The sequence below is a fragment of the Ideonella sp. genome, assembly GCF_041287625.1.
Taxonomy (GTDB): Bacteria; Pseudomonadota; Gammaproteobacteria; order Burkholderiales; family Burkholderiaceae_C; genus Ideonella.
Window position 1 is genome coordinate 1 of the sequence record NZ_JBGGNH010000009.1, and the last position, 21,072, is coordinate 21,072.

Below are 21,072 nucleotides of genomic sequence, written 5' to 3' on the forward strand. Positions count from 1 at the left end.
CTGCGCGACGTGGTGAAGGACATCCTCGACAGCCTGACGCCGCGCGAAGCCAAGGTGCTTCGCATGCGTTTCGGCATTGAAATGTCCACCGACCACACGCTGGAAGAAGTGGGCAAGCAGTTCGACGTGACGCGCGAACGCATCCGCCAGATCGAAGCCAAGGCGATCCGCAAGCTGAAGCACCCGAGCCGTTCGGACAAGCTGCGGACCTATCTGGACAACATCTGAACCAGCGGTGCCTGACACGGGCCTGACAGGCCTGAAATGAAAAGCGGGAAACGCAGCAATGCGTCACCCGCTTTTTTCATTGGCGCCCGGGTTTTCCTGGCCTCTTGCGCCGGGCTGCGGCTTGCGCGCTAAACTCGATCGGGCATGGCGACCATCAAGCGCAGATACGTTTTTTTTGCTGACCTGCGAGGCAGCACCGCGTTGTACGAAACGCTGGGCAACGCGCACGCCACCTCGGTGGTGACAGACGTGATCCGCAACCTCGCCCGCCGCGTCCCGGAATGCGGCGGTCAGTTGGTCAAGACCCTGGGCGACGGCCTGATGGCCGTGTTTCCGCGTGCCATCAATGCAGTGACTGCCGCAGTGCAGATGCAGGACGACCTGGAGCGTCAACCCGCGCCGAACAGCGACAGCGAACGGCCCACGCCGCGCGTGCAGCTGCAGATCGCGATCAGCGCCGGCGAAGTGGTCGAGGTCGGTGGCGACTGTTTCGGTGACGCCGTCAACGTCGCAGCCCGGCTGCTGGACCATGCCGGCGACAGCGAATCGCTGATCGGCCGCGAGGTCTACGACGAACTGCCGTGGGAAGTGCGCTCGCGCTTCCGCCACCTCGACAAGGTGCACCTGCGCGGCCGCGTGGAGCCGGCAGAAGTCTTCTTGCTGGCCCGCAGCAAAGGGTCGGACACCGAAGTCACACACCTCGAAAGCCCGTCTGCGACGCATGACGCGCTGGGCGTGCTGCTGAGCTGGCGCGGCCAGCCGCACCGCTTCCTGCGCGACCGCATGCCAGTGCTGCTGGGCCGCGGCGCGGCTTGCGGCATGAAGGTGGAAGACGCCCGCGTTTCCCGTACCCATGCCCGCATCGACCTGATGGGCGGCGCGCTGCAGCTGACGGACCTCAGCATCAACGGCACCTTCGTGCGTTTTGCGGGTGACGACGAGGTGCTGAGCCTGCGCCGCGGCAGCTGCACGTTGCATGGCCAGGGCGAACTGGGCCTGGGCGGCTCACCCAACGACGCCAGCGTGGCCACGCTGCGCTTCTCGCTGATCGCCCACAACGACCCGCCACCGCCGCCCTTCCCGCCAGCCTCCGCTCCCTGGCACCACCGCTGAACCGCATGCCCTCACCCGCTCCCGCCCCGTCCTTCCAGCACGGGCAGGCGCCGCGTGTCGGCATCCTGTTCACGAACCTGGGCACGCCTGACGCCGCCACGCCTGCCGCACTGCGCCGCTACCTGGCCGAGTTCCTCAGCGACAGCAGGGTGGTGGAGATACCGCGGCTGGCCTGGTGGCCCATCCTGCACGGCATCATCCTGCGCACGCGGCCGGCCAAGTCGGCCCGCAAGTACGCCAGCGTGTGGCTGCCCGAAGGCTCGCCGTTGCTGGTCTGGACCCAGCGCCAGGCCCGCGCACTGCAGGCCAGGCTGGCGGCCGACGGCCTGCCGGTGATCGTGGCCCCGGCCATGCGCTACGGCAACCCGAGCATCCCCGCCGCCCTGCAAGCCCTGCACGACCAGGGTGTGGACCGCATCCTGGTGCTGCCGGCCTACCCGCAATATTCCGGTGCCACCACGGCCAGCACTGTCGACAAGGTCGCCGAATGGACCCGCCGCACCCGCCGCCTGCCGGCGCTGCGCTTCATCACCCAGTACCACGACGACCCGGGCTACATCCAGGCACTGGCCAGCAGCGTGCGGGCGCATTGGCAGCAGGCCGGCCGCTCGCAGTTGCTGGTCATGAGCTTCCACGGCATGCCCGAGCGAACGCTGCACCTGGGCGACCCCTACCACTGCCAGTGCCACAAGACGGCCCGGTTGCTGGCGGAAGCGCTGGACCTCTCCGCCGAGCAATACCGCGTGACCTTCCAGAGCCGTTTCGGCAAGGCGAAGTGGCTGGAACCGGCGACGGAGCCCACTCTGGTGGCGCTGGCACGCGAAGGTGTGGAAAGCGTAGACCTGCTGTGCCCCGGCTTTGCCGCCGATTGCCTGGAAACCCTGGAAGAGATCGACCAGGAAGCCCGAGCGGCTTTCCAACAGGCCGGCGGCAAGACTTTCCACTACATCCCCTGCCTGAACGACCAGCCCGCCCACATCGACGCGCTGGCTTCGCTTGCCCGCCAGCATCTGGCGGGGTGGACGCTCTCGCCCGCCTCACCTGCCGCGCTGGCCGCCACGCGCGAGCGCGCGCTGGCTGCGGGCGCACCGGCATGAGGCTCCAAGGGGCAAGGCTTGCGACGGGCCTTCGCAACCCCATCTGAAGGCATGCCCCTTGCCGGGACAACATGGCCGGCGCCCCTCGGGAATGCGCTTTGAACGGGCCGGCCAAGCTGAAGGACAATCTGCGCGTGATGGACCTGAAACTGTGTGAACACCCGGTGCGGCTGGACAAATGGCTCTGGGCTGCGCGCTTCTTCAAGACCCGCTCGCTGGCCGTCGAAGCGATTGGCAAGCACCGGGTGGAAGTCAACGGCCAGCCGGCCAAGCCTTCACGTGATGTGCGCTTGACGGACAAGATCACACTGCGCGAGCCCGGCCTGCCCGCACGCGAGGTGCAGGTGCTGGCCTTGAGCGAAATCCGCGGACCGGCCACGGCGGCGCAGCAGCTCTATGAGGAAACCGCCGCCAGCCTGCTGGCTCGCAGCGAAGCCCGCGAGGCCAGGCGCCAGGGCGTGGAGCCGGCGCAGGCGATCGAACACGGCCGCCCGACCAAGCGCGACCGCCGCCAGCTGAGCGACTGGAACCGCTGGAGCGCCAGCATCGACGATGCCGAGCGCGGCAACGCCTGACCCCGCACCCTGACCACGGCGGCCAATTGCGGGCCGCACTTGCCCGTCTCGCGCTCGCGAGTGCCACGGCCGTGCAGAAAATTTTCAGGAAAGTGCGCAAGGCCCTCTTGAAAGTACGGACACCGTCCCAAGTTGTCCCGCCAAGTACGGCTTCGCAAGCCAGCAACGCCAATTTCGCCCGCAGCACCGCGGGCCCTCCCACCGGGCCTACGCCCTCGCCACCGATGAACACCAACGACTCATCCCTGGACCCGAACGCATCGGCCGAACAGCAAGACACTGCACCGGCATCGGTTGTTGAGCCCAACGCCGAAACCCGCCTGGCCGAGTTGGAAGCCAAGCACACCGAAATGGCTGACGCCTACCTGCGCGCCAAGGCCGAGATGGAAAACGTCCGTCGTCGCGCAGAAGACGAGGTCAGCAAGGCGCGCAAGTTCGGCGTGGAGTCCTTTGCCGAGAGCCTGCTGCCGGTGAAGGACAGCCTGGAAGCCGCGATCGCAATGCCTGATGCACCGGTCGAAAAGGTGCTGGAAGGCGTGCACGCAACGCTGCGCCAACTGGCCGCTGCGCTGGAGCGCAACAAGGTGCTGGAGATCAACCCGCCTGCCGGTACGCGCTTCGACCCCCACCAGCACCAGGCCATCAGCATGGTGCCGGCCGAACAGGAAGCCAACACCGTGGTCACCGTGCTGCAGAAAGGCGCGTCCATCGCCGAGCGCGTGTTGCGCCCCGCGCTGGTCACCGTGGCTGCGCCCAAGTAAGCCGAATCGCGTTGTTCACAGGGCCCCGCGCCCTTGAAATCAAGACAGTTATCCACAATTCCGAGACAACCGGAACACATTCCTCACAGGAGCAGAAAAATGGGCAAGATCATCGGCATTGACCTGGGGACCACGAACTCGTGCGTCGCCGTCATGGAAGGCAACTCGACCAAGGTGATCGAGAACTCCGAAGGCGCGCGCACCACCCCGTCCATCATTGCCTACCAGGAAGATGGCGAAGTGCTGGTCGGTGCCTCGGCCAAGCGCCAGGCAGTAACCAACCCGCGCAACACGCTGTACGCGGTGAAGCGCCTGATCGGCCGCAAGTTCACCGAGAAGGAAGTGCAGAAGGACATCAACCTGATGCCCTACGAGATTGCCGCGGCCGACAACGGCCACGCCTGGGTGGCCGTGCGCGGCAAGAAGCTGGCGCCTCCGCAAGTCTCGGCCGAAGTGCTGCGCAAGATGAAGAAGACCGCCGAGGACTACCTTGGCGAAGAAGTCACCGAAGCCGTGATCACGGTGCCGGCCTACTTCAACGACGCCCAGCGCCAGGCCACCAAGGACGCGGGCCGCATTGCCGGCCTGGACGTCAAGCGCATCATCAACGAGCCCACCGCGGCTGCCCTGGCCTTCGGCCTGGACAAGCACGGCAAGGGCGACCGCAAGATCGCCGTGTATGACCTGGGCGGCGGCACCTTCGACGTGTCCATCATCGAGATCGCAGACGTCGATGGCGAAATGCAGTTCGAAGTGCTGTCGACCAATGGCGACACCTTCCTGGGCGGCGAAGACTTCGACCAGCGCATCATCGATTACATCGTCTCCGAGTTCAAGAAGGAACAAGGCGTCGACCTGACCAAGGACGTGCTGGCCCTGCAGCGCCTGAAGGAAGCCGCGGAAAAGGCCAAGATCGAGCTGTCGAACTCCTCGCAGACCGACGTCAACCTGCCCTACATCACGGCCGATGCTTCCGGCCCCAAGCACCTGAACATCAAGCTCAGCCGTGCCAAGCTGGAAGCGCTGGTGGAAGAACTGATCGAACGCACGATCGCGCCTTGCGCCACCGCCATCAAGGACGCTGGCGTGAAGGTCAGCGAAATCGACGACGTGATCCTGGTCGGCGGCATGACCCGCATGCCCAAGGTGCAGGACAAGGTCAAGGAGTTCTTCGGCAAGGAACCGCGCAAGGACGTGAACCCTGACGAAGCCGTCGCCGTCGGCGCCGCGATCCAGGGCCAGGTGCTGGGTGGCGACCGCAAGGACGTGCTGCTGCTGGACGTCACCCCGCTGAGCCTGGGCATCGAGACCCTGGGTGGGGTGATGACCAAGATGATCAAGAAGAACACCACGATCCCGACCAAGTTCGCGCAAGTGTTCTCGACCGCCGACGACAACCAGCCGGCCGTGACCATCAAGGTCTACCAGGGTGAGCGTGAGCTCGCCGCGGGCAACAAGAGCCTGGGCGAATTCAACCTGGAAGGCATTGCCCCGGCTGCGCGCGGCCTGCCGCAGATCGAGGTCAGCTTCGACATCGACGCCAACGGCATCCTGCACGTCGGCGCGAAGGACAAGGCCACCGGCAAGGAAAACAAGATCACCATCAAGGCCAACTCCGGCCTGTCGGAAGACGAAATCCAGAAGATGGTGAAGGATGCCGAGCTGAACGCGGCGGAAGATGCCAGGAAGCTGGAACTGGTACAGGCCCGCAACCAGGCCGACGGCATGATCCACTCGGTCAAGAAGAGCCTCGCCGAGCACGGTGACAAGCTGGATGCCGGCGAGAAGGAAAAGATCGAGACCGCGCTGAAGGAAGCTGAAGAAGCGCTGAAGAGCGACGACAAGGCCACCATCGACGCCAAGAGCGAAGCGCTGATGACCGCCAGCCAGAAACTGGGCGAGAAGGTCTACGCCGAGCAGCAGGCGGCTCAGGCCGCCGCCGGTGGCGCTGCAGGCACGCAACCTGGCGCCGAACAGCCGCAGGCTGCCAAGCCGGCTGACGACGACAACGTGGTGGACGCCGAGTTCAAGGAAGTCAAGAAGTGATCTCCGGCCCGGCCCTGAATCAGGGTCCGGGTTGGAAGTTCGCCGCGTCGGGCGCGCAGCTTGCGAGTTGCGCCCTCACGCGGCGGCTTTGTTTGAAGCGTTCAGAAAGAGTACATGGCAAAGCGTGACTTTTACGAAATCCTCGGGGTGGCAAAAGATGCCACCGAGGACGACATCAAAAAGGCCTACCGCAAGCTGGCCATGAAGCACCACCCCGACCGCAACCAGGGGGACGGTGCCAAGAAATCGGAAGAGCAATTCAAGGAGGCCAAGGAGGCCTACGAGATGCTCTCCGACCCCCAGAAGCGCGCGGCCTACGACCAGTACGGCCATGCGGGCGTGGACCCGAACCGCGGAGCCGGCGGCGCCGGGCCGGAAGGCTTCGGCGGCTTTGCCGAGGCCTTTGGCGACATCTTCGGCGACATCTTTGGTGGCCAGGCCGGCCAGGGACGACGTGGCGGCGGTGGCCAGCAGGTCTACCGTGGCAACGACCTCAGCTACGCGATGGAGATCTCGCTGGAAGAGGCCGCCCTGGGCAAGGAAAGCCAGATCCGCATTCCGACCTGGGACAGCTGCGACACCTGTGGCGGCAGCGGCGCGAAACCCGGCACCAAGGCCAAGACCTGCACGACCTGCAATGGCGGTGGCACGGTACACATGCGCCAGGGCTTCTTCAGCGTGCAGCAGACCTGCCCGCATTGCCACGGCACCGGCAAGATCATTCCCGAGCCCTGCACCACCTGCAATGGCGCCGGCAAGATCAAGCGCCAGAAGACGCTGGAAGTGAAGATCCCCGCCGGCATCAACGAGGGCATGCGCATCCGCTCGGCCGGCAACGGCGAGCCCGGCACCAACGGCGGCCCTGCAGGCGATCTCTACATCGAGATCCGCATCAAGCAGCACGAGATCTTCGAGCGCGATGGCGACGACTTGCACTGCACCGTGCCGGTCTCGATGACGACCGCTGCACTTGGCGGCTCAGTCGAAGTGCCGACGCTGACAGCCAAGCTGGAGATCGAACTGCCCGAAGGCACGCAGCACGGCAAGACCTTCCGCCTGCGCGGCAAGGGCATCAAGGGCGTGCGCTCGGCCTATCCGGGCGACCTGTACTGCCACGTCACCGTCGAAACCCCGGTGAAGCTGACGGAACACCAGCGCAAGCTGCTGAAGGAACTGGAAGAGTCGCTCAAGAAGGGTGGCGAAAAGCACTCGCCCAACGCCAAGAGCTGGACCGACAAGGTCAAGGACTTGTTCAAGTAGTCGGCTCGCCACCTGGCGGCGGTGGCAACGCAGTAAAAAAAGGCGATCCTGGGATCGCCTTTTTTCTAATTTTCACCAGCGATTTGAACCTCAGTCAAGCTCGCCCGGGGCTTCCAGCTTGACACGGCGGCTGGCGGCCTGCCATGCGGGATCCGGTTTACCGAGACGTGTATCCACACGCCAAACGCCTTCGGGCTGTGAATCCTCCGTATCGGTCCTGAGCTTGTACCGGTTGTAGTAAAGGTAGGGGCCCTTCGCCGTGATGAAATATTCCGGGTCCATGCGCACACGTGGCTCCGCATCCGGTGGTGTGAGCGGAATCACCTTTGCCTTCTTGGGCAAGATCATCGACATGGCCAGCACCCCAGGCTTGGACAGGTCCGATGCGTTGGCACTCTGGTTCATCTGGTAGAAAATATAGGATTTCCCGTTGAAGACAAAATATTCTGGCGACCAGAGATGTGGAGTTTCAGGCGGTAGGTCGAGTTGAATGACGGAAGTCCAACTCTTCTTTCCGGTCTCATCTTTCAGCTTGCGGTGAATGACCAATTGCCTGCCATTGCGCACGCTGAAAAATACATACTCATCGTGATACTCCGGCGCACGCCACATCATGGCCCCTGCGTGGTCCGCATCTTCATCGGTGATCTGCTTCAGCACCGCAGTATCGGTGTCGAACAGGAATACCTGTTGGCGCCCAGCGCCCTTGGTGCCTTCCAGCCCTGTGGCGGTCAGGATGATCTTGTGAGTACCAGGCACCCAGCGGCGCGAGCCGCCGCTGAAGCCGGTGGTGGGCAATTTGGTTTCGCTGTCACCGGTGAGTTCGCTGTCGCGCCAGAAGGTGCGGCGCTTGGCCACGTCCTGATAATGAATGCGTGGCGCGAGGTCTTCCAGGTCCTGGGTACCGATGGGTGACTGGCGCTTCTCTCCGCCAGGGAACGAGGCCGGCAGCCAGGCGCCATCGCTGTTCTGGGTGGCAATCGCGAGCACTGCCGTATCGGGGCTTTGCGGTGCGTCTGGCAGGTAGCGGGTATAGACCAGTTGGGAGCCCGCGATGGCAGAGAACATCCATTCCGGGCCATTGCCGAAGTCGGTGGCGTAGGCGGTATGGCTGTCGATCTGTGTGCCTTTGCCGTTGTCTGGCAGAAACTTGCCCGTCTTGATGTCCAGGGGTGCGACCCACAGCCGGTAGTTGTGGTCGGTGAAAGCCAGCCTCGAATTGCCGGAGCCGTGATTGCAGGTCGGACAGTCCACTCCGTCTCGTCCCCAGTCGAACTCAAAATCGACGATGTAATTTGGCGTGACCTGGACTTCGGGAGCCGGCCCCTCATTCTTTGCCATGGCCGCATGGCCAGCCAACATCAAAGCCAGCGCCATGGCAACTCGCCATCTGGGCCGTTTTGTCAAATGGCTGACAGATTGTTTTAAATCCTCGCCATCTGAACGGAAAATCAAATTCTGCAAGGGAAGGAGCAAGTTGTTCTGAGCCATCATGTTGAACCTCTGCGGCCATGCCGCTGGCAGGAGCAGTTCGGTCACTGCTCGCATGTCACAAGATGAAGTTGCAGCCTCGAATCGAGTTACAACCGCGGGCGCCCACCGATACTGCCAAGTCGACGTTCAAATATCGACTGTACATATATTCTTTTTCGATCACAACCCACCATTTGGGGGTACTTCCTCATTTTTAGGGAAGATGCCAATCGGTTCACCAATCTACTTGACGATGAACTTGTGCGACCCAAAATAGAAAGGCGACCCGCAGGCCGCCTTTTTTGTCAATTCGCCGACAACGTCGGCAAGTCACGCAGAAATGTCGATCGTGCTCATTTCGTGGAAGATTCTCCGCCAAGCTGGGTGTCGACTCGCCATACACCCTCGGGAATGGATGGCACCGTTTCGGTCTGCAGCTTGTAGCGGTTGTAATAGATGAACGGTCCACCGGCCGTGATGAAGTATTCCGGATCCATGCGCACGCGCGGGGGAGCATCCGGAGGCGTCAGCAAGGTCAGTCCGGAATTCCCGGGCATGATGCCCATCATCCCCAAGGTGCTGGGTTGGGTGAGGTTGGTGGAGTCGCTGGTCGTGTTCATCTGGAAGAAGATGTACGACTTCCCGTTGTACACAAAATATTCCGGCGACCAGATGTAGGGCGCATTGGGCGGTGCAGCCAAGGTGGCCACCGGCGTCCAGGCGGCCACACCGGCAGCAGTTGGCAGCTTGCGATAGACGACCAGTTGCGTGCCGTCCTTCACGGTGAAGAACACGTACTCGTTGTTGAACTCTGGGGCCTGCCACATCATGGCCCCGACCTGGTTCGAAGGGTCGTCCGTGATCTGGGTCAGGGTATCGGTGTCGGTGTCATAAAGGTACACCTGCCGGTAGCCTTGTCCGGAGGTCTTGCGGGTGCCGAGTCCCGTCAGGATGATGCTGTGCGTGCCGGGAACCCAGCGGCGCGACCCCCCGTTGAACCCTTTGGTCGGGACCTGGCCTTCGGTCGAACTGGCCGACTGCCGCCAGTAGGTCTTCACCTTGTTGTAGTCCTGGTACTGGATGCGCGGCAGGGGGTCCTGCAGATCCAGCGTGCCAATCGGCGACTGCCGCTGCATGCCGTTGGGCAGGAATCCCGCCGTCCACGTGCCATCGGTGTTTTGGCCGGCAAGGGCCAGTCCGGTGCTGTCCCCCGTTGGCGGATCAACATCGGGCTGGTACCTCGTGTACACCAGCTGAGAGCCCAGCGCAGAGAACATCCATTCGGGGCCGTTGCCAAAGTCGGTCGGCAAGGCGGTGTGGGTGTCGACCAGCTGGCCGCGCCCGTCGAGCGGCTTGAATTTTCCGGTCTGGAAATCGACTTGGCCCACCCAGAGGTTGTTGGTGAGGTCGGTGTAGGCCAATCGCGAATTGCCAGCCCCGCTGTTGCAAGTCGAGCAGTAGACGCCATCACGACCCCAATCGAACTCGTAGTCGATGATGTAGCGAGAGGTCACCTGGACTTCGGGTGCCGGCGCTGCCGCAGCATTGCCTGCTGCCCGCGCTATGCCGGCGACGCCGCCAGCCAGACAAAGGGCAAGCACGGCACGGCTCAAGATTGTTGCGCGATGCCGCGCACCCAACCGCGTGTCGTCCGCTTGCGAGATGTCCTGCTTCTTCATTTCCGCCTCTCCTGGCCGCCAGTCGAACCAGCGGTGTGTGAGCCATTGCCGAAACAAGCCCCCGTGACATTCGTCACCTGAAGCTTGCCAACTGTCACCCACTACTACACAGATGACTTACGGTTACCACTCTACGCAGCACCACCTCATGACACCAGCGATTTTGGCGCTTGCTCCCTAACTCTCATGACGTGGATCTTCTCGTCGCACTGTGGCGGTGCAACATGGGGTCAAAACAAGCTCATTTGGTGCAACGCGCCATCTCGCGCAGGCGGTCTGAATTGACTGAAATCCAACACCGTCCGGGTGTTGTTCAAGCCCAGCCTGCGCACCGCCAGCATGAAGCGCTGGCGCAGCAGTTCCGCCCACGCGCCTTCGCCACGCAACCGGGTGCCGAATCGGGCATCGTTGTCGCGCCCGCCCCTCATCTCGCGCACCCTGGCCATCACCCGTGAAGCCCTGTCAGGGAAGTGGGTCTGCAGCCAATCCTGGAACAGCGGATTGACTTCCCATGGGAGGCGCAACGGAATGCTGAACGCCGAGCGGGCGCCGGCTTTCGCGGCAGCCTCCAGGATGCGCTCAAGCTCGGGTTCGTTCAGGAACGGGATGACCGGCGACACGCTGACCCCTACGGGTACGCCAGCCTGGCTCAAGGCCTCGATGGTCTTCAGGCGCCGCAGCGGGGAGGCAGCACGCGGCTCGAGGATTTGCGCCAGCTCGGGATCCAGCGTGGTCAGGGAAACATAGGCCGCAGCCCGGCCCGCGGCTGCCATGGGTGCGATCAGGTCCAGGTCGCGTTCGATGCCCGCCGACTTGGTGATGATTGAAAACGGATGCGACGCTTCGCATAGCACCTCGATGATCGCGCGGGTGATGCCCAGCTTGCGTTCGACAGGCTGGTAGGCATCGGTCGCGGAGCCGATGTTCAGCTGCGCTGGTGTGTAACCCGGCCGGCTCAAGGCCTGCCGCAGGCGTTCGGCTGCGTTCACCTTGGCGACGATGCGTGTCTCGAAATCAAGTCCGGGCGAGAGATTGAGGTAGCTGTGCGTGGGCCGTGCAAAACAGTAGATGCAACCGTGCTCACAGCCTCGGTATGGATTGATCGACAGGTCGAACGGAATGTCCGGTGATTCATTGCTGTTCAGGATGGACTTGACCTGCTCGAAGATGACTTGCGTGCCCGGTGCCAGTTCCTCGGCTTGCGCAACCTGATCCAGCGCACCCCAACCGTCATCGACCAGCCCGCGTTGGTCGCGGCTGAAGCGGTGCGCAATGGCCCAGGTCGTGCCCCTTCCCTTGCGCGGTTTTAGCGTGATGGGCGCAGTGGGCACCGGCGCAGCCTGGGGTGCGGGCGTCGAGCGCCGCAGCGGCGAGCGCGTCAGCGAGGCAGTGTCGTCCGAGGACTGTTCTGCGGGCAAGGACAAGAAACGGGATGACATGCTGTGTTTCTATACAGCATTTCACCCCTCACCACCAGCCATCGAATGCCGCACAGCCAGCGGCAAAAGAACTCAATATTCGCTGCCGCCGTAGGCGGCGTCGGGCGCCAGGTTGTCGAACTTGGTGGACTGCTTCAGGAAGGCCAGGTGCACCGAGCCCACCGGGCCGTTACGCTGCTTGCCGATGATGATCTCGGCGGTGCCGGGAATCTTCGATTCCTTGTTGTAGTAGTCATCTCGGTAGATGAACATGATCACGTCCGCGTCCTGCTCGATGGCACCCGACTCTCGCAGGTCGGACATCATGGGCCGCTTGTCGGTGCGGGTTTCGACCGAACGGTTCAGCTGCGACAACGCGATCACCGGGCAGTTCAGCTCCTTGGCCAGGGCCTTCAGGCCGCGCGAGATCTCCGAGATTTCTGTGGCACGGTTTTCACCATTGCCACTGCCACTGCCGCTCATCAACTGCAGGTAGTCGATGACGATCAAGCCCAGCTTGCCGCATTGGCGGGCTTGGCGCCGGGCACGGGCACGCAGTTCGGCCGGGTTCAGCGCAGGGGTTTCGTCGATGAACACCGAGGCCTTGGAGAGCTTGTCCACCGCCTCGGTGAGCCGACCCCACTCGTCGTCCTTCAACGCGCCGGTGCGCAGATGCTGCTGGTCGATGCGGCCCAGCGAGCCGACCAGACGCAAGGCCAGCTGCGCGGCGCCCATTTCCATCGAGAAAATGACCACCGGCAGGCCTTCGCTGACGGCCACGTACTCGGCAATGTTCAGCGCAAACGCAGTCTTGCCCATGGACGGACGCGCGGCCAGGATGATCAGGTCGCCGCCCTGCAGGCCCGCCGTCATGCGGTCCATGTCGTAGAAGCCGGTGCGCACGCCGGTCACGTCTTCGGCGCCGTTTTCAGCGAGCTCGGTGACCCGGTCGATCAGTTGCATGACCAGTTGGTCCATGCTCTGGAAACCGCCCTTGCTGCGCTGGCCTTCCTCGCCGATCTTGAAGATCTTGCCTTCGGCTTCGTCCAGGATTTGCGAGACCTGCTTGCCTTGCGGGTTGAAGGCCTGGGTCGCGATCTCGTCGCTGGCGGCGATCAGCTTGCGCAGCACCGCGCGCTCGCGCACGATCTCGGCATAGCGGCGCAGGTTGGCTGCGCTGGGCACGCTTTGCGCCAGCGCGTTCAGGTAGCCGAGTCCACCGCACTCGTCCGCCTTGCCAAGGTTTTGCAGCCGCTCGAACACGGTGATGACGTCGGCCGGCTTGGAGGTGCTGATCAGGCCGCCGATGGCGCCAAAAATCATGCGGTGCTCGTAACGGTAGAAATCGCCCTCGCTGAGCACGTCCGCTGCCCGGTCCCAGGCGCCGTTGTCCAGCAGCAAGCCGCCCAGCACCGACTGCTCGGCCTCGATGGAATGCGGCGGCACGCGAAGCTTGGCGACCTCGTCGTCACGGCTCTTGGCGGAGCGTCCGCCCAGTTCTTCGAAGATCGTCGACATCGGCAAATCATAAGAGGCTGGCGCCTGGCACGGTGTGCGCAAGCCTGTGGAAAAGCTGGGGGAAGCGGGTGCACAAGCACCGGCCATGCCCCGTGGAAAGATCCGCCCGGAAAAGAAAAAGGGCCGGTTCGAAAACCGGCCCTTTTTTGGGCTTTTGCCAGGGTCGCAGCCAAGCTGCGACCCTCAGGCCAGGATCAGTCGGTGGCGCCGACGACCTTGACGTTGACTTCCACGACCACGTCGGTGTGGGCAGCCACGTTGACCGAGAACTCGCCGACAGCCTTCAGCGGGCCGTTGGGCATGCGCACCTGGGCCTTGACGATCTGGAAGCCTTGCTTGACCAGGGCTTCGGCGATGTCGCCGTTGGTGACGGAACCGAACAGGCGGCCGTCCACGCCAGCCTTCTGGCTGACGATGACGGTGATGCCGTTCAGCTTCTCGCCCAGGGCCTGGGCGGTCGACAGCTTCTCGGCCGCGACCTTCTCCAGTTCCGCGCGGCGGGCTTCGAATTCCTTGATCGCTGCGTCCGTGGCACGGCGAGCGCGCTTGGTCGGGATCAGGAAGTTGCGTGCATAGCCGTCCTTGACCTTGACGATGTCGCCCAGGTTGCCGAGGTTGGCCACTTTGTCCAGCAGGATGATTTGCATGGTGTGGACTCCTTAGACGCGGTGCATGTCGCTGTACGGCAGCATCGCCAGGAAGCGCGAGCGCTTGATGGCGGTGGTCAGCTGACGCTGGAAGAACGCGCGGGTGCCGGTCAGGCGCGCCGGCGTGATCTTGCCGTTTTCACCGATGAAATCGCGCAGCAGGTCCACGTCCTTGTAGTCGATCGATTCGACGCCAGTGACGGTGAAGCGGCAGAACTTCTTGCGGCGGAACAGCAGCGATTGCTGGTTGCGCTTGGGACGGCGGTCCTTGGAAAAACGTGACTTTGGCGGGGGCATGTCAATGACCTCTGAATTTCTATCCGGATACAGAAACGGGCTCGTCGACGTCGAGTTGCGTGATGTGAAACACCAGTCCCTTGCCATTGCGCGAGGGGGCCAGGAAGCCGGCAAACATCGCCTGCACTCCCAACGCCAGCCGCTCGGCCTGACGGGTGATGTCCCCAATGACCACCGACCGGATCTCCAGCGAGACCTTGCGGGGTTGCCCGTTCTGACTGACCTCGGACTCTGCCTTGAGCAGCATGTCCAGGGCCGGCAGACCGGCGGGGGTGTAACGCATCTTGCCTCGTTCCACCACTTGGGCGGCCAGAACCAATCGGTTCATCGAGGCTTGCAACTCACAACCGACTTGAACCCTGCTGGGCTCAGGCGGTGGTTTCCTGGGCAGCCTTGCGGGCTTCTTCCTTCTCAACCGACTTCATCATCACGGAAGGCGTGGTTTCAGCCTTCTCGAGCTTGACAGTCAGGTGACGCAGCACGGCGTCGTTGAAGCGGAAGCCGGTTTCGAGCTCAGCCAGCACAGCGGCGGTGCACTCGATGTTCAGGCACAGGTAATGCGCCTTGGCGAGCTTCTGGATCATGTAGGCCAGCTGACGGCGGCCCCAGTCTTCCACGCGATGAACCTTGCCACCACTGGTGGTGATCAGGCTCTTGTAGCGCTCCAGCATGGCCGGAACTTGTTCGCTTTGATCCGGATGGATCAGCAGAACGATTTCATAGTGACGCATCGAAACTCCTTGTGGATTCCGTTGAGGAAGCCGCACCGCGCGTCAATCTGCAGGTACGGCAAGGGGGAAAAGCCTTCGATCATAGCACATGGGGCGCTAAGTTTCCCCGGCGCCCATGGGCAGCCGAACAGCCGCAACAGCGCAAGCGCCGCTGCTGCGGCTGCCGGTGAATGGCTTATTTGCCGGCCAGGCGGGTCCAGGTCTCGATGACAGAGTCGGGGTTCAGCGAGATCGAGACGATGCCTTCGGCGGCCAGCCAATCGGCGAAATCCGGATGGTCGCTGGGGCCCTGGCCGCAGATGCCCACGTACTTGCCGGTGGCCCGGCAAGCGGCGATGGCCCGCGAGATCATCGCCTTGACGGCGGGGTCACGCTCGTCGAAGTCGTCGGCCAGCTGTTCCAGCCCGGAGTCGCGGTCCAGGCCCAGCGTCAGCTGCGTCAGATCGTTCGAGCCGATGGACATGCCGTCGAAGTGCTCCAGGAACTGTTCGGCCAGGATGGCGTTGCTCGGCACCTCGCACATCATGATGACGCGCAGGCCGTCAACGCCGCGTTTCAGGCCGCGGCCCGCCAGCAACTCACCGACCTTCTCGGCCTGGCGCACTGTGCGCACGAAGGGCACCATGATCTCGACATTGGTGAAGCCCATGTCGTTGCGCACGCGCTTGAGCGCTTCGCATTCCATGCCGAACGCATCGGCGAACTCGCTGTTGATGTAACGCGAGGCACCGCGGAAACCCAGCATCGGGTTCTCTTCGTCCGGCTCGTAGCGCGAACCGCCGATCAGCTTCTTGTACTCGTTGGACTTGAAGTCCGACAGGCGCACGATGACCGACTTGGGCCAGAAGGCCGCCGCAATCGTCGCAATGCCTTCGGTCAGCTTGTCGACATAGAAGGCACGCGGCGAGGCGTGGCCACGCGCCACCGACTCGACCGCCTTCTTCAGGTCCGGATCAACGTTCGGATAGTCCAGGATGGCCTTCGGATGCACACCAATGTTGTTGTTGATGATGAATTCCAGCCGGGCCAGGCCGACGCCGGAGTTCGGCAGCTGTGCGAAGTTGAACGCCAGCTGCGGATTGCCGACGTTCATCATGATCTTCACCGGGCAGTACGGCAGTTCGCCACGCAGGACCTCGGTGACTTCGGTTTCGAGCAGGCCGTCGTAGACATAGCCGGTGTCGCCCTCGGAGCAGGCCACCGTGACCAGCGCGCCGTCGCTCAGCGTGTCGGTCGCGTCACCGCAGCCGACCACGGCCGGAATGCCCAGTTCCCGCGCGATGATGGCCGCGTGGCAGGTCCGGCCGCCGCGGTTGGTGACGATGGCCGAGGCCCGCTTCATCACCGGTTCCCAGTTCGGATCGGTCATGTCGGTGACCAGCACATCGCCGGGTTGCACGCGGTCCATCTCGGCAATCGAGCTGACCAGGCGGACCGGACCGGTGCCGATCTTCTGGCCGATCGCGCGGCCCTCGGCCAGCACAGCGCTCTGGCCCTTGAGCTTGTAGCGAAGCTCGACCTGGCCTTCGGCCTGGCTGCGCACGGTCTCGGGCCGGGCCTGCAGGATGTAGAGCTTGCCGTCCACGCCGTCCTTGCCCCATTCGATGTCCATCGGGCGACCGTAGTGCTTCTCGATGATCACGGCGTACCTGGCCAGCTCGGTCACGTCGGCATCGCTCAGCGAGTAGCGGTTGCGCAACTCGGGCGGCGTGTCCACGGTCTTCACCAGCTTGCCGGTGGCCAGGCGCTCGTCGTCGCTGGCGAACTCCATGCGGATCAGCTTCGAGCCCAGGCCACGGCGGATCACCGCGAGCTTGCCGGCGGCCAGCGCCGGCTTGTGCACGTAGAACTCGTCCGGATTCACGGCGCCCTGCACCACCGTCTCGCCCAGGCCATAGCTGGAGGTGATGAAGACCACGTCTTTGAAGCCCGACTCGGTGTCGATGGTGAACATCACGCCGGCAGCGCCGACGTCCGAGCGCACCATGCGCTGCACGCCAGCCGACAGCGCCACGTCGGCATGGGTGAAGCCCTTGTGCACGCGGTAGCTGATGGCACGGTCGTTGTAGAGCGAGGCGAAGACCTCCTTCATCTTGTGCAGCACGTCTTCGATGCCATGCACATTGAGGAAAGTCTCCTGCTGGCCTGCAAACGAAGCGTCCGGCAGGTCCTCGGCGGTGGCCGACGAGCGCACGGCCCAGCTGGCGGACGGCGAACCGGCCGTGACACGCTCGAATTCGCCACGCACGGCGGCCTCGAAGTCCGGCGGGAACGGCGCGTCGATGACCCACTGGCGGATCTCGGCACCGGCCTCGGCCAGCGCCCGCACGTCTTCGGTGTCCAGCCTGGACAAGCGCGCGTTGATCTTCTCGGTCAGGCCGCCATGTTTGAGGAATTCACGGAAAGCGTGTGCCGTGGTGGCGAAACCACCCGGCACCCGCACGCCCGAGGCGGCGAGCTGGCTGATCATTTCGCCGAGGCTGGCGTTTTTTCCGCCAACGGCCTCGACGTCGTTCATCCTCAATTCTTCAAGCGGCGCGACCAGGGCGGTCGCCAGGTTGGTTGTAGACACGGGAAAGCTCCTTGATGACAAAAAACCTGTGCCGCTGTCCCACCCACCCATGACGGAGCCCGCGCTGCAGCGCGCTGATATTCGATGACGAGACTGCAGGGACTCATGAACGCCGGGAGTTGCCGCGAGCAGATCGCGGCCAAAGGATGCGAGATGCGCACCATTCTACGGACGGATTGCCTATCATCGGCAAACCCTCCCTGACACCCTCGCGTGCATTCATGCCCAACCGCAGTGTTTTCTACGTCTCCGACGGTACCGGCATCACTGCGGAAACCTTCGGCAATTCCATCCTCGCGCAGTTCACGGCCAAGCCACGCCACGTGCGCAGGCCGTTCATCGACAGCGTGGAAAAAGCCAACGCGGTGGTGGACGAGATCAACATCACGGCGGAACGCGAAGGCAAGCGCCCCATCGTCTTCCTGACGCTGGCCAGCGTGGACATTCGCACTGTCCTCACCGGCGAAGGCTGCAAGGGCATGGTGATGGACATGTTCCAGTCCTTCATCGAGCCGCTGGAAATCGAGTTCAACCTGAAGTCCAACCACCGGGTGGGGCGCTTCTCGGACGCCGCCAAGAGCCAGGAATACAACGACCGCATCGAGGCGATCAACTTCTCGTTGGCGCACGATGACGGGCAATCCTCGCGCAACCTGCAGTCAGCCGACGTGATCCTGGTGGGGGTGAGTCGCAGCGGCAAGACGCCCACCTCGCTCTACCTGGCGATGCAGCACGGCATCAAGGCCGCCAACTACCCGCTGATCCCCGAGGATTTCGAGCGCGGCCACCTGCCCAGTTCACTCTCGCCGCACAAGCGCAAGTGTTTCGGCCTGACCATCGACCCTGACCGCCTGCAGCACATTCGCAACGAGCGCCGGCCGGGCAGCAAATACGCATCCATCGAGAACTGCCGCTACGAGGTCAACGAGGCCGAGGTCATGATGAAGCGCAGCGGCATTTCCTGGCTGAGTTCGACCCACAAATCGATCGAGGAAATCGCCACCACCATCCTGCGGGACATCCGCCCAGACCGCCTGATCTACTGAATCGGTGCTCGCCAGACGGCGGCACTGCGCCGGTTGCTTAAGCGAGCAAAGTCAGTGGCTGCGTGTGGCGAAAAGGCAAATCGCAGCCGCAGCAGCCACGTTCAACGACTCCTCGCCACCCGGCTGCGGAATGCTGACCGTGTGCGAGCAACGCGCCATCAACTCAGCATCGATGCCCTGCCCTTCATGGCCCAGGACCCAGTTGCAAGGCCGCGGCAATTCGCTTTCGCCCAGCACCAGGCCGGCGTGTGAACTGGTGGCCAGCAGCGGCAATTGCAGCGGCGCCAGGTCTTCGGGCAACAGGCCTTCGACGAGGCACATCGCGAAGTGCGCACCCATGCCTGCGCGCAGCACCTTGGGCGACCACAGCGCTGCGGTGCCCTTCAGCGCCAACACCTGTTTCACACCAAAGGCCGCCGCGCTGCGCAGGATGCTGCCGACATTGCCAGCGTCCTGGAGCCGGTCCAGCACCAGGGCTGGCTGGTCCGGCAGCAAGGCCGCATTGACCGGGCAACGGACCAGCGCCCCGATGCGTGCCGGTGACTCCAGCGTGCTGAGGCTGCGAAACAGCGGCTCGGGCAGTTGCACGCAGCGTTGCGCCTGGTCTGCCCACAGCCGCCAGTCGACCCGCTCACGCCAGGCCGATTCGGTCATCACCAGGGTTTCCAGCACCCACCTGCGGCGCAGCGCGGCGTCGACCAAGTGGTCGCCTTCCAGCCAGATCGAACCCAGCTTGCGATAGGCCGCCGGCTCCGCGCCCAGCTTTCGAATGCGCTGCAGCAAGGGGTTGTCGCGCGCGCTCAGGCGCTCGGCCTCTTCGTGATTCATGGGAAAGCGGAGCTCAGCAGGGGTCGCTGCCCGGTAAGCAGGCTCGCACGGGTGCAAAGCTGCGGCGATGCACTGGCGCGGCGCCGTGCGTTCGCAGCGCCGCCAGGTGTTCTGGCGTCGGGTAGCCCTTGTGGCTGTCGAAGCCGTAGTGTGGCCACTGCGCGTGCATGTCCAGGCACAGCCGGTCGCGGTACACCTTGGCCAGGATGGAGGCTGCCGAGATCGACTGGACCTTGGCGTCGCCGTCGACGATGGCCTCGCCTGGCATCTTCAGCACCGGCAGCCGGTTGCCGTCCACCAGCACCTTGGCAGGCAGCAGCCGCAGGCCTTCGACCGCGCGGCGCATCGCCAGCATCGTCGCCTGCAGGATGTTGAACTGGTCGATCTCTTCGACGCTCGCCTGGGCGATGGCGCAGCACAAGGCCTTGGCGCGGATCTCGTCGAACAGCGCCTCGCGCCTGCGCGCCGTCAGCACCTTCGAATCCTTCAGGCCGGCAATCGGCTGCAGCTCGTCGAGGATGACGGCCGCGGCCACCACCGGCCCGGCCAGCGGGCCGCGCCCGGCCTCGTCCACGCCGGCAATCAGGCCGGCCACTTCGAAGTGCAGGTGAATCTGCTCAGGCGTTGAGGAGCGTCGCGATGGCATCACTGGCCTTGCGCGCCGTGTCCTGGCGCAGCGTGAGGTGCATGGTTTCAAAACGCCGCGCCAGTTCGGCGCAGCAGTCCGGATTGTCCAGCCAAGCCAGCGCTTCGCTGGCAATGGCTTGCGGCGTCGCATCGTCCTGGATCAGCTCGGGCACCAGGAATTCACGCGCCAGGATGTTAGGCAGGCCGTGCCAAGGCAGGTAAGCCTTGCCGCGCATCATGCGGTAGTTCAGCCAATGCAGGCGGTAGACGATCACCATCGGCCGCTTGAACAGCGCCGCTTCCAGCGTGGCCGTGCCGCTGGCCAGCAGCGTCACGTCACACGCCGCCAGCACCTCGTGCGAGCGGCCGTCCACCAAGTCGACCGCGAGCCCAGGCGCGTGCTTGGCCAGCAGCGGCAGCAACAGCGGCCGCAGGCCAGGCGCAACCGGGACGACAAAGCGCAGCGGCCCCCGTTGCACAGGCCACGCCGCCGCCATCTGCACCGCGGCTTGCAGCAGCGCAGGTGCAATGTGGCGAATCTCGCTGCGGCGACTGCCAGGCAGCAGCGCAACGACGGTGTCTTCTCCGCCCAGGCCCAGCGCCAGCCGCGCAGCCGCACGAGGCGGCGCCAGCGGAATCAGGTCGGCCAGCGGATGACCCACGTAGGTCGCAGCCACGCCGTGCTCGGCCAGCAGCGCCGGCTCGAACGGAAACAGGCACAGCACATGGTCGGCCGCAGCGGCCAGCTTCTTGACCCGCTCGCCACGCCAGGCCCAGATCGACGGGCAGACGAAGTGCACCGTGCGCAGGCCCCCGGCGCGCAGCGCGGTCTCCAGGCCGAAGTTGAAATCAGGTGCGTCGACGCCGATGAACACATCCGGCCGTTCGGCCAGCAGGCGCTCGCGCAATCGACTGCGGATGCGCAACAGCTCGCGCAAATGCATCAAGGCGTCCACGTAGCCGAACACCGAAAGCTTGGCGCTGGGCCACCAGGCGCTGAAGCCCTCGGCAATCATGCGCGGCCCGCCAATGCCGGTCGCCTGCGTGCCGGGCCAGCGCGCGTGCAGACCTTTGAGCAACAGGCTGGCCAGCAGGTCGCCAGAAGCTTCACCGGCCACCATCGCCAGGCGCGGGGCCGGGATCGTCATGGGTGCGG

The 21,072-nt window shown here is 64.1% G+C and carries 20 protein-coding genes; 8 read left to right on the forward strand and 12 right to left on the reverse strand.

Features of this window, described 5'->3' with window-relative positions; genetic code table 11:
* The 7 genes from ACAH41_RS01950 to dnaJ form a co-directional block, all read left to right on the forward strand.
* Positions 1-228 (forward strand): sigma-70 family RNA polymerase sigma factor (locus ACAH41_RS01950; protein WP_370538139.1); only part of this gene is annotated, 228 nt, incomplete at its 5' end.
* 144 nt (positions 229-372) lie between these two features.
* Positions 373-1,341 carry an adenylate/guanylate cyclase domain-containing protein gene (locus ACAH41_RS01955; RefSeq protein ID WP_325652378.1) on the forward strand — a complete coding sequence of 323 codons (969 nt, stop codon included), beginning with the start codon at positions 373-375 and terminating at the stop codon, positions 1,339-1,341.
* 5 nt (positions 1,342-1,346) lie between these two features.
* Positions 1,347-2,438, forward strand: a complete 1,092-nt coding sequence (hemH, locus tag ACAH41_RS01960; RefSeq protein WP_325652379.1) for a ferrochelatase — start codon at positions 1,347-1,349, stop codon at positions 2,436-2,438.
* Between the two features lie 137 nt (positions 2,439-2,575).
* Positions 2,576-3,013: an RNA-binding S4 domain-containing protein gene (locus tag ACAH41_RS01965; protein ID WP_325652432.1), complete on the forward strand. Its 438-nt coding sequence runs from the start codon at positions 2,576-2,578 to the stop codon at positions 3,011-3,013.
* Between the two features lie 224 nt (positions 3,014-3,237).
* Positions 3,238-3,774, forward strand: coding sequence for a nucleotide exchange factor GrpE (gene grpE / locus ACAH41_RS01970; RefSeq protein ID WP_370538140.1), 537 nt, complete (start codon positions 3,238-3,240; stop codon positions 3,772-3,774).
* A gap of 99 nt (positions 3,775-3,873) precedes the next feature.
* Positions 3,874-5,820, forward strand: a complete 1,947-nt coding sequence (gene dnaK, locus ACAH41_RS01975) for a molecular chaperone DnaK (RefSeq protein WP_370538141.1) — start codon at positions 3,874-3,876, stop codon at positions 5,818-5,820.
* Between the two features lie 114 nt (positions 5,821-5,934).
* Positions 5,935-7,080: a molecular chaperone DnaJ gene (dnaJ, locus tag ACAH41_RS01980; protein ID WP_325652385.1), complete on the forward strand. Its 1,146-nt coding sequence runs from the start codon at positions 5,935-5,937 to the stop codon at positions 7,078-7,080.
* A gap of 90 nt (positions 7,081-7,170) precedes the next feature.
* On the opposite strand, the gene ACAH41_RS01985 is transcribed toward dnaJ, so the two are convergent.
* The 9 genes from ACAH41_RS01985 to ppsA form a co-directional block, all read right to left on the reverse strand.
* Positions 7,171-8,619, reverse strand: coding sequence for a hypothetical protein (locus ACAH41_RS01985; protein WP_325652387.1), 1,449 nt, complete (start codon positions 8,617-8,619; stop codon positions 7,171-7,173).
* A gap of 287 nt (positions 8,620-8,906) precedes the next feature.
* Positions 8,907-10,232: a hypothetical protein gene (locus ACAH41_RS01990; protein ID WP_325652388.1), complete on the reverse strand. Its 1,326-nt coding sequence runs from the start codon at positions 10,230-10,232 to the stop codon at positions 8,907-8,909.
* Between the two features lie 230 nt (positions 10,233-10,462).
* Complete coding sequence (locus tag ACAH41_RS01995) at positions 10,463-11,563, reverse strand: PA0069 family radical SAM protein (RefSeq protein ID WP_370538145.1); 1,101 nt, start codon at positions 11,561-11,563, stop codon at positions 10,463-10,465.
* A gap of 180 nt (positions 11,564-11,743) precedes the next feature.
* On the reverse strand, positions 11,744-13,168 hold the full coding sequence (gene dnaB, locus ACAH41_RS02000) for a replicative DNA helicase (protein WP_141284995.1): 1,425 nt from the start codon (positions 13,166-13,168) through the stop codon (positions 11,744-11,746).
* Between the two features lie 194 nt (positions 13,169-13,362).
* Positions 13,363-13,815 carry a 50S ribosomal protein L9 gene (gene rplI, locus ACAH41_RS02005; RefSeq protein WP_325652393.1) on the reverse strand — a complete coding sequence of 151 codons (453 nt, stop codon included), beginning with the start codon at positions 13,813-13,815 and terminating at the stop codon, positions 13,363-13,365.
* A 12-nt stretch (positions 13,816-13,827) separates the two neighbouring features.
* Positions 13,828-14,112 (reverse strand): 30S ribosomal protein S18, encoded by a 285-nt coding sequence (rpsR, locus tag ACAH41_RS02010; protein ID WP_141284999.1) that lies wholly within the window; start codon positions 14,110-14,112, stop codon positions 13,828-13,830.
* Positions 14,113-14,131: 19 nt separating this feature from the next.
* On the reverse strand, positions 14,132-14,440 hold the full coding sequence (gene priB / locus ACAH41_RS02015) for a primosomal replication protein N (RefSeq protein ID WP_141285001.1): 309 nt from the start codon (positions 14,438-14,440) through the stop codon (positions 14,132-14,134).
* A 40-nt stretch (positions 14,441-14,480) separates the two neighbouring features.
* Positions 14,481-14,843: a 30S ribosomal protein S6 gene (gene rpsF / locus ACAH41_RS02020; protein WP_325652396.1), complete on the reverse strand. Its 363-nt coding sequence runs from the start codon at positions 14,841-14,843 to the stop codon at positions 14,481-14,483.
* A 175-nt stretch (positions 14,844-15,018) separates the two neighbouring features.
* Positions 15,019-17,415 (reverse strand): phosphoenolpyruvate synthase, encoded by a 2,397-nt coding sequence (gene ppsA / locus ACAH41_RS02025; protein WP_325652397.1) that lies wholly within the window; start codon positions 17,413-17,415, stop codon positions 15,019-15,021.
* A 221-nt stretch (positions 17,416-17,636) separates the two neighbouring features.
* On the opposite strand from ppsA, the gene ACAH41_RS02030 reads away from it, so the two are divergent.
* Positions 17,637-18,461, forward strand: a complete 825-nt coding sequence (locus tag ACAH41_RS02030) for a pyruvate, water dikinase regulatory protein (protein WP_325652399.1) — start codon at positions 17,637-17,639, stop codon at positions 18,459-18,461.
* Positions 18,462-18,512: 51 nt separating this feature from the next.
* On the opposite strand, the gene ACAH41_RS02035 is transcribed toward ACAH41_RS02030, so the two are convergent.
* Genes ACAH41_RS02035 through lpxB form a run of 3 tightly spaced genes read right to left on the reverse strand, consistent with a single transcriptional unit; the run spans position 18,513 to position 21,064 of the window.
* Entirely contained in the window at positions 18,513-19,289 is a 777-nt protein-coding gene (locus ACAH41_RS02035) for a TrmH family RNA methyltransferase (RefSeq protein ID WP_325652401.1), read from the reverse strand.
* Between the two features lie 13 nt (positions 19,290-19,302).
* A complete protein-coding gene (rnhB, locus tag ACAH41_RS02040; protein ID WP_325652403.1) occupies positions 19,303-19,935 on the reverse strand; it encodes a ribonuclease HII in 633 nt (210 codons plus the stop codon).
* Positions 19,907-21,064, reverse strand: coding sequence for a lipid-A-disaccharide synthase (gene lpxB / locus ACAH41_RS02045; RefSeq protein WP_325652405.1), 1,158 nt, complete (start codon positions 21,062-21,064; stop codon positions 19,907-19,909). The genes rnhB and lpxB overlap by 29 nt, the downstream gene beginning before the upstream one ends.
* Positions 21,065-21,072 lie beyond the last annotated feature (8 nt).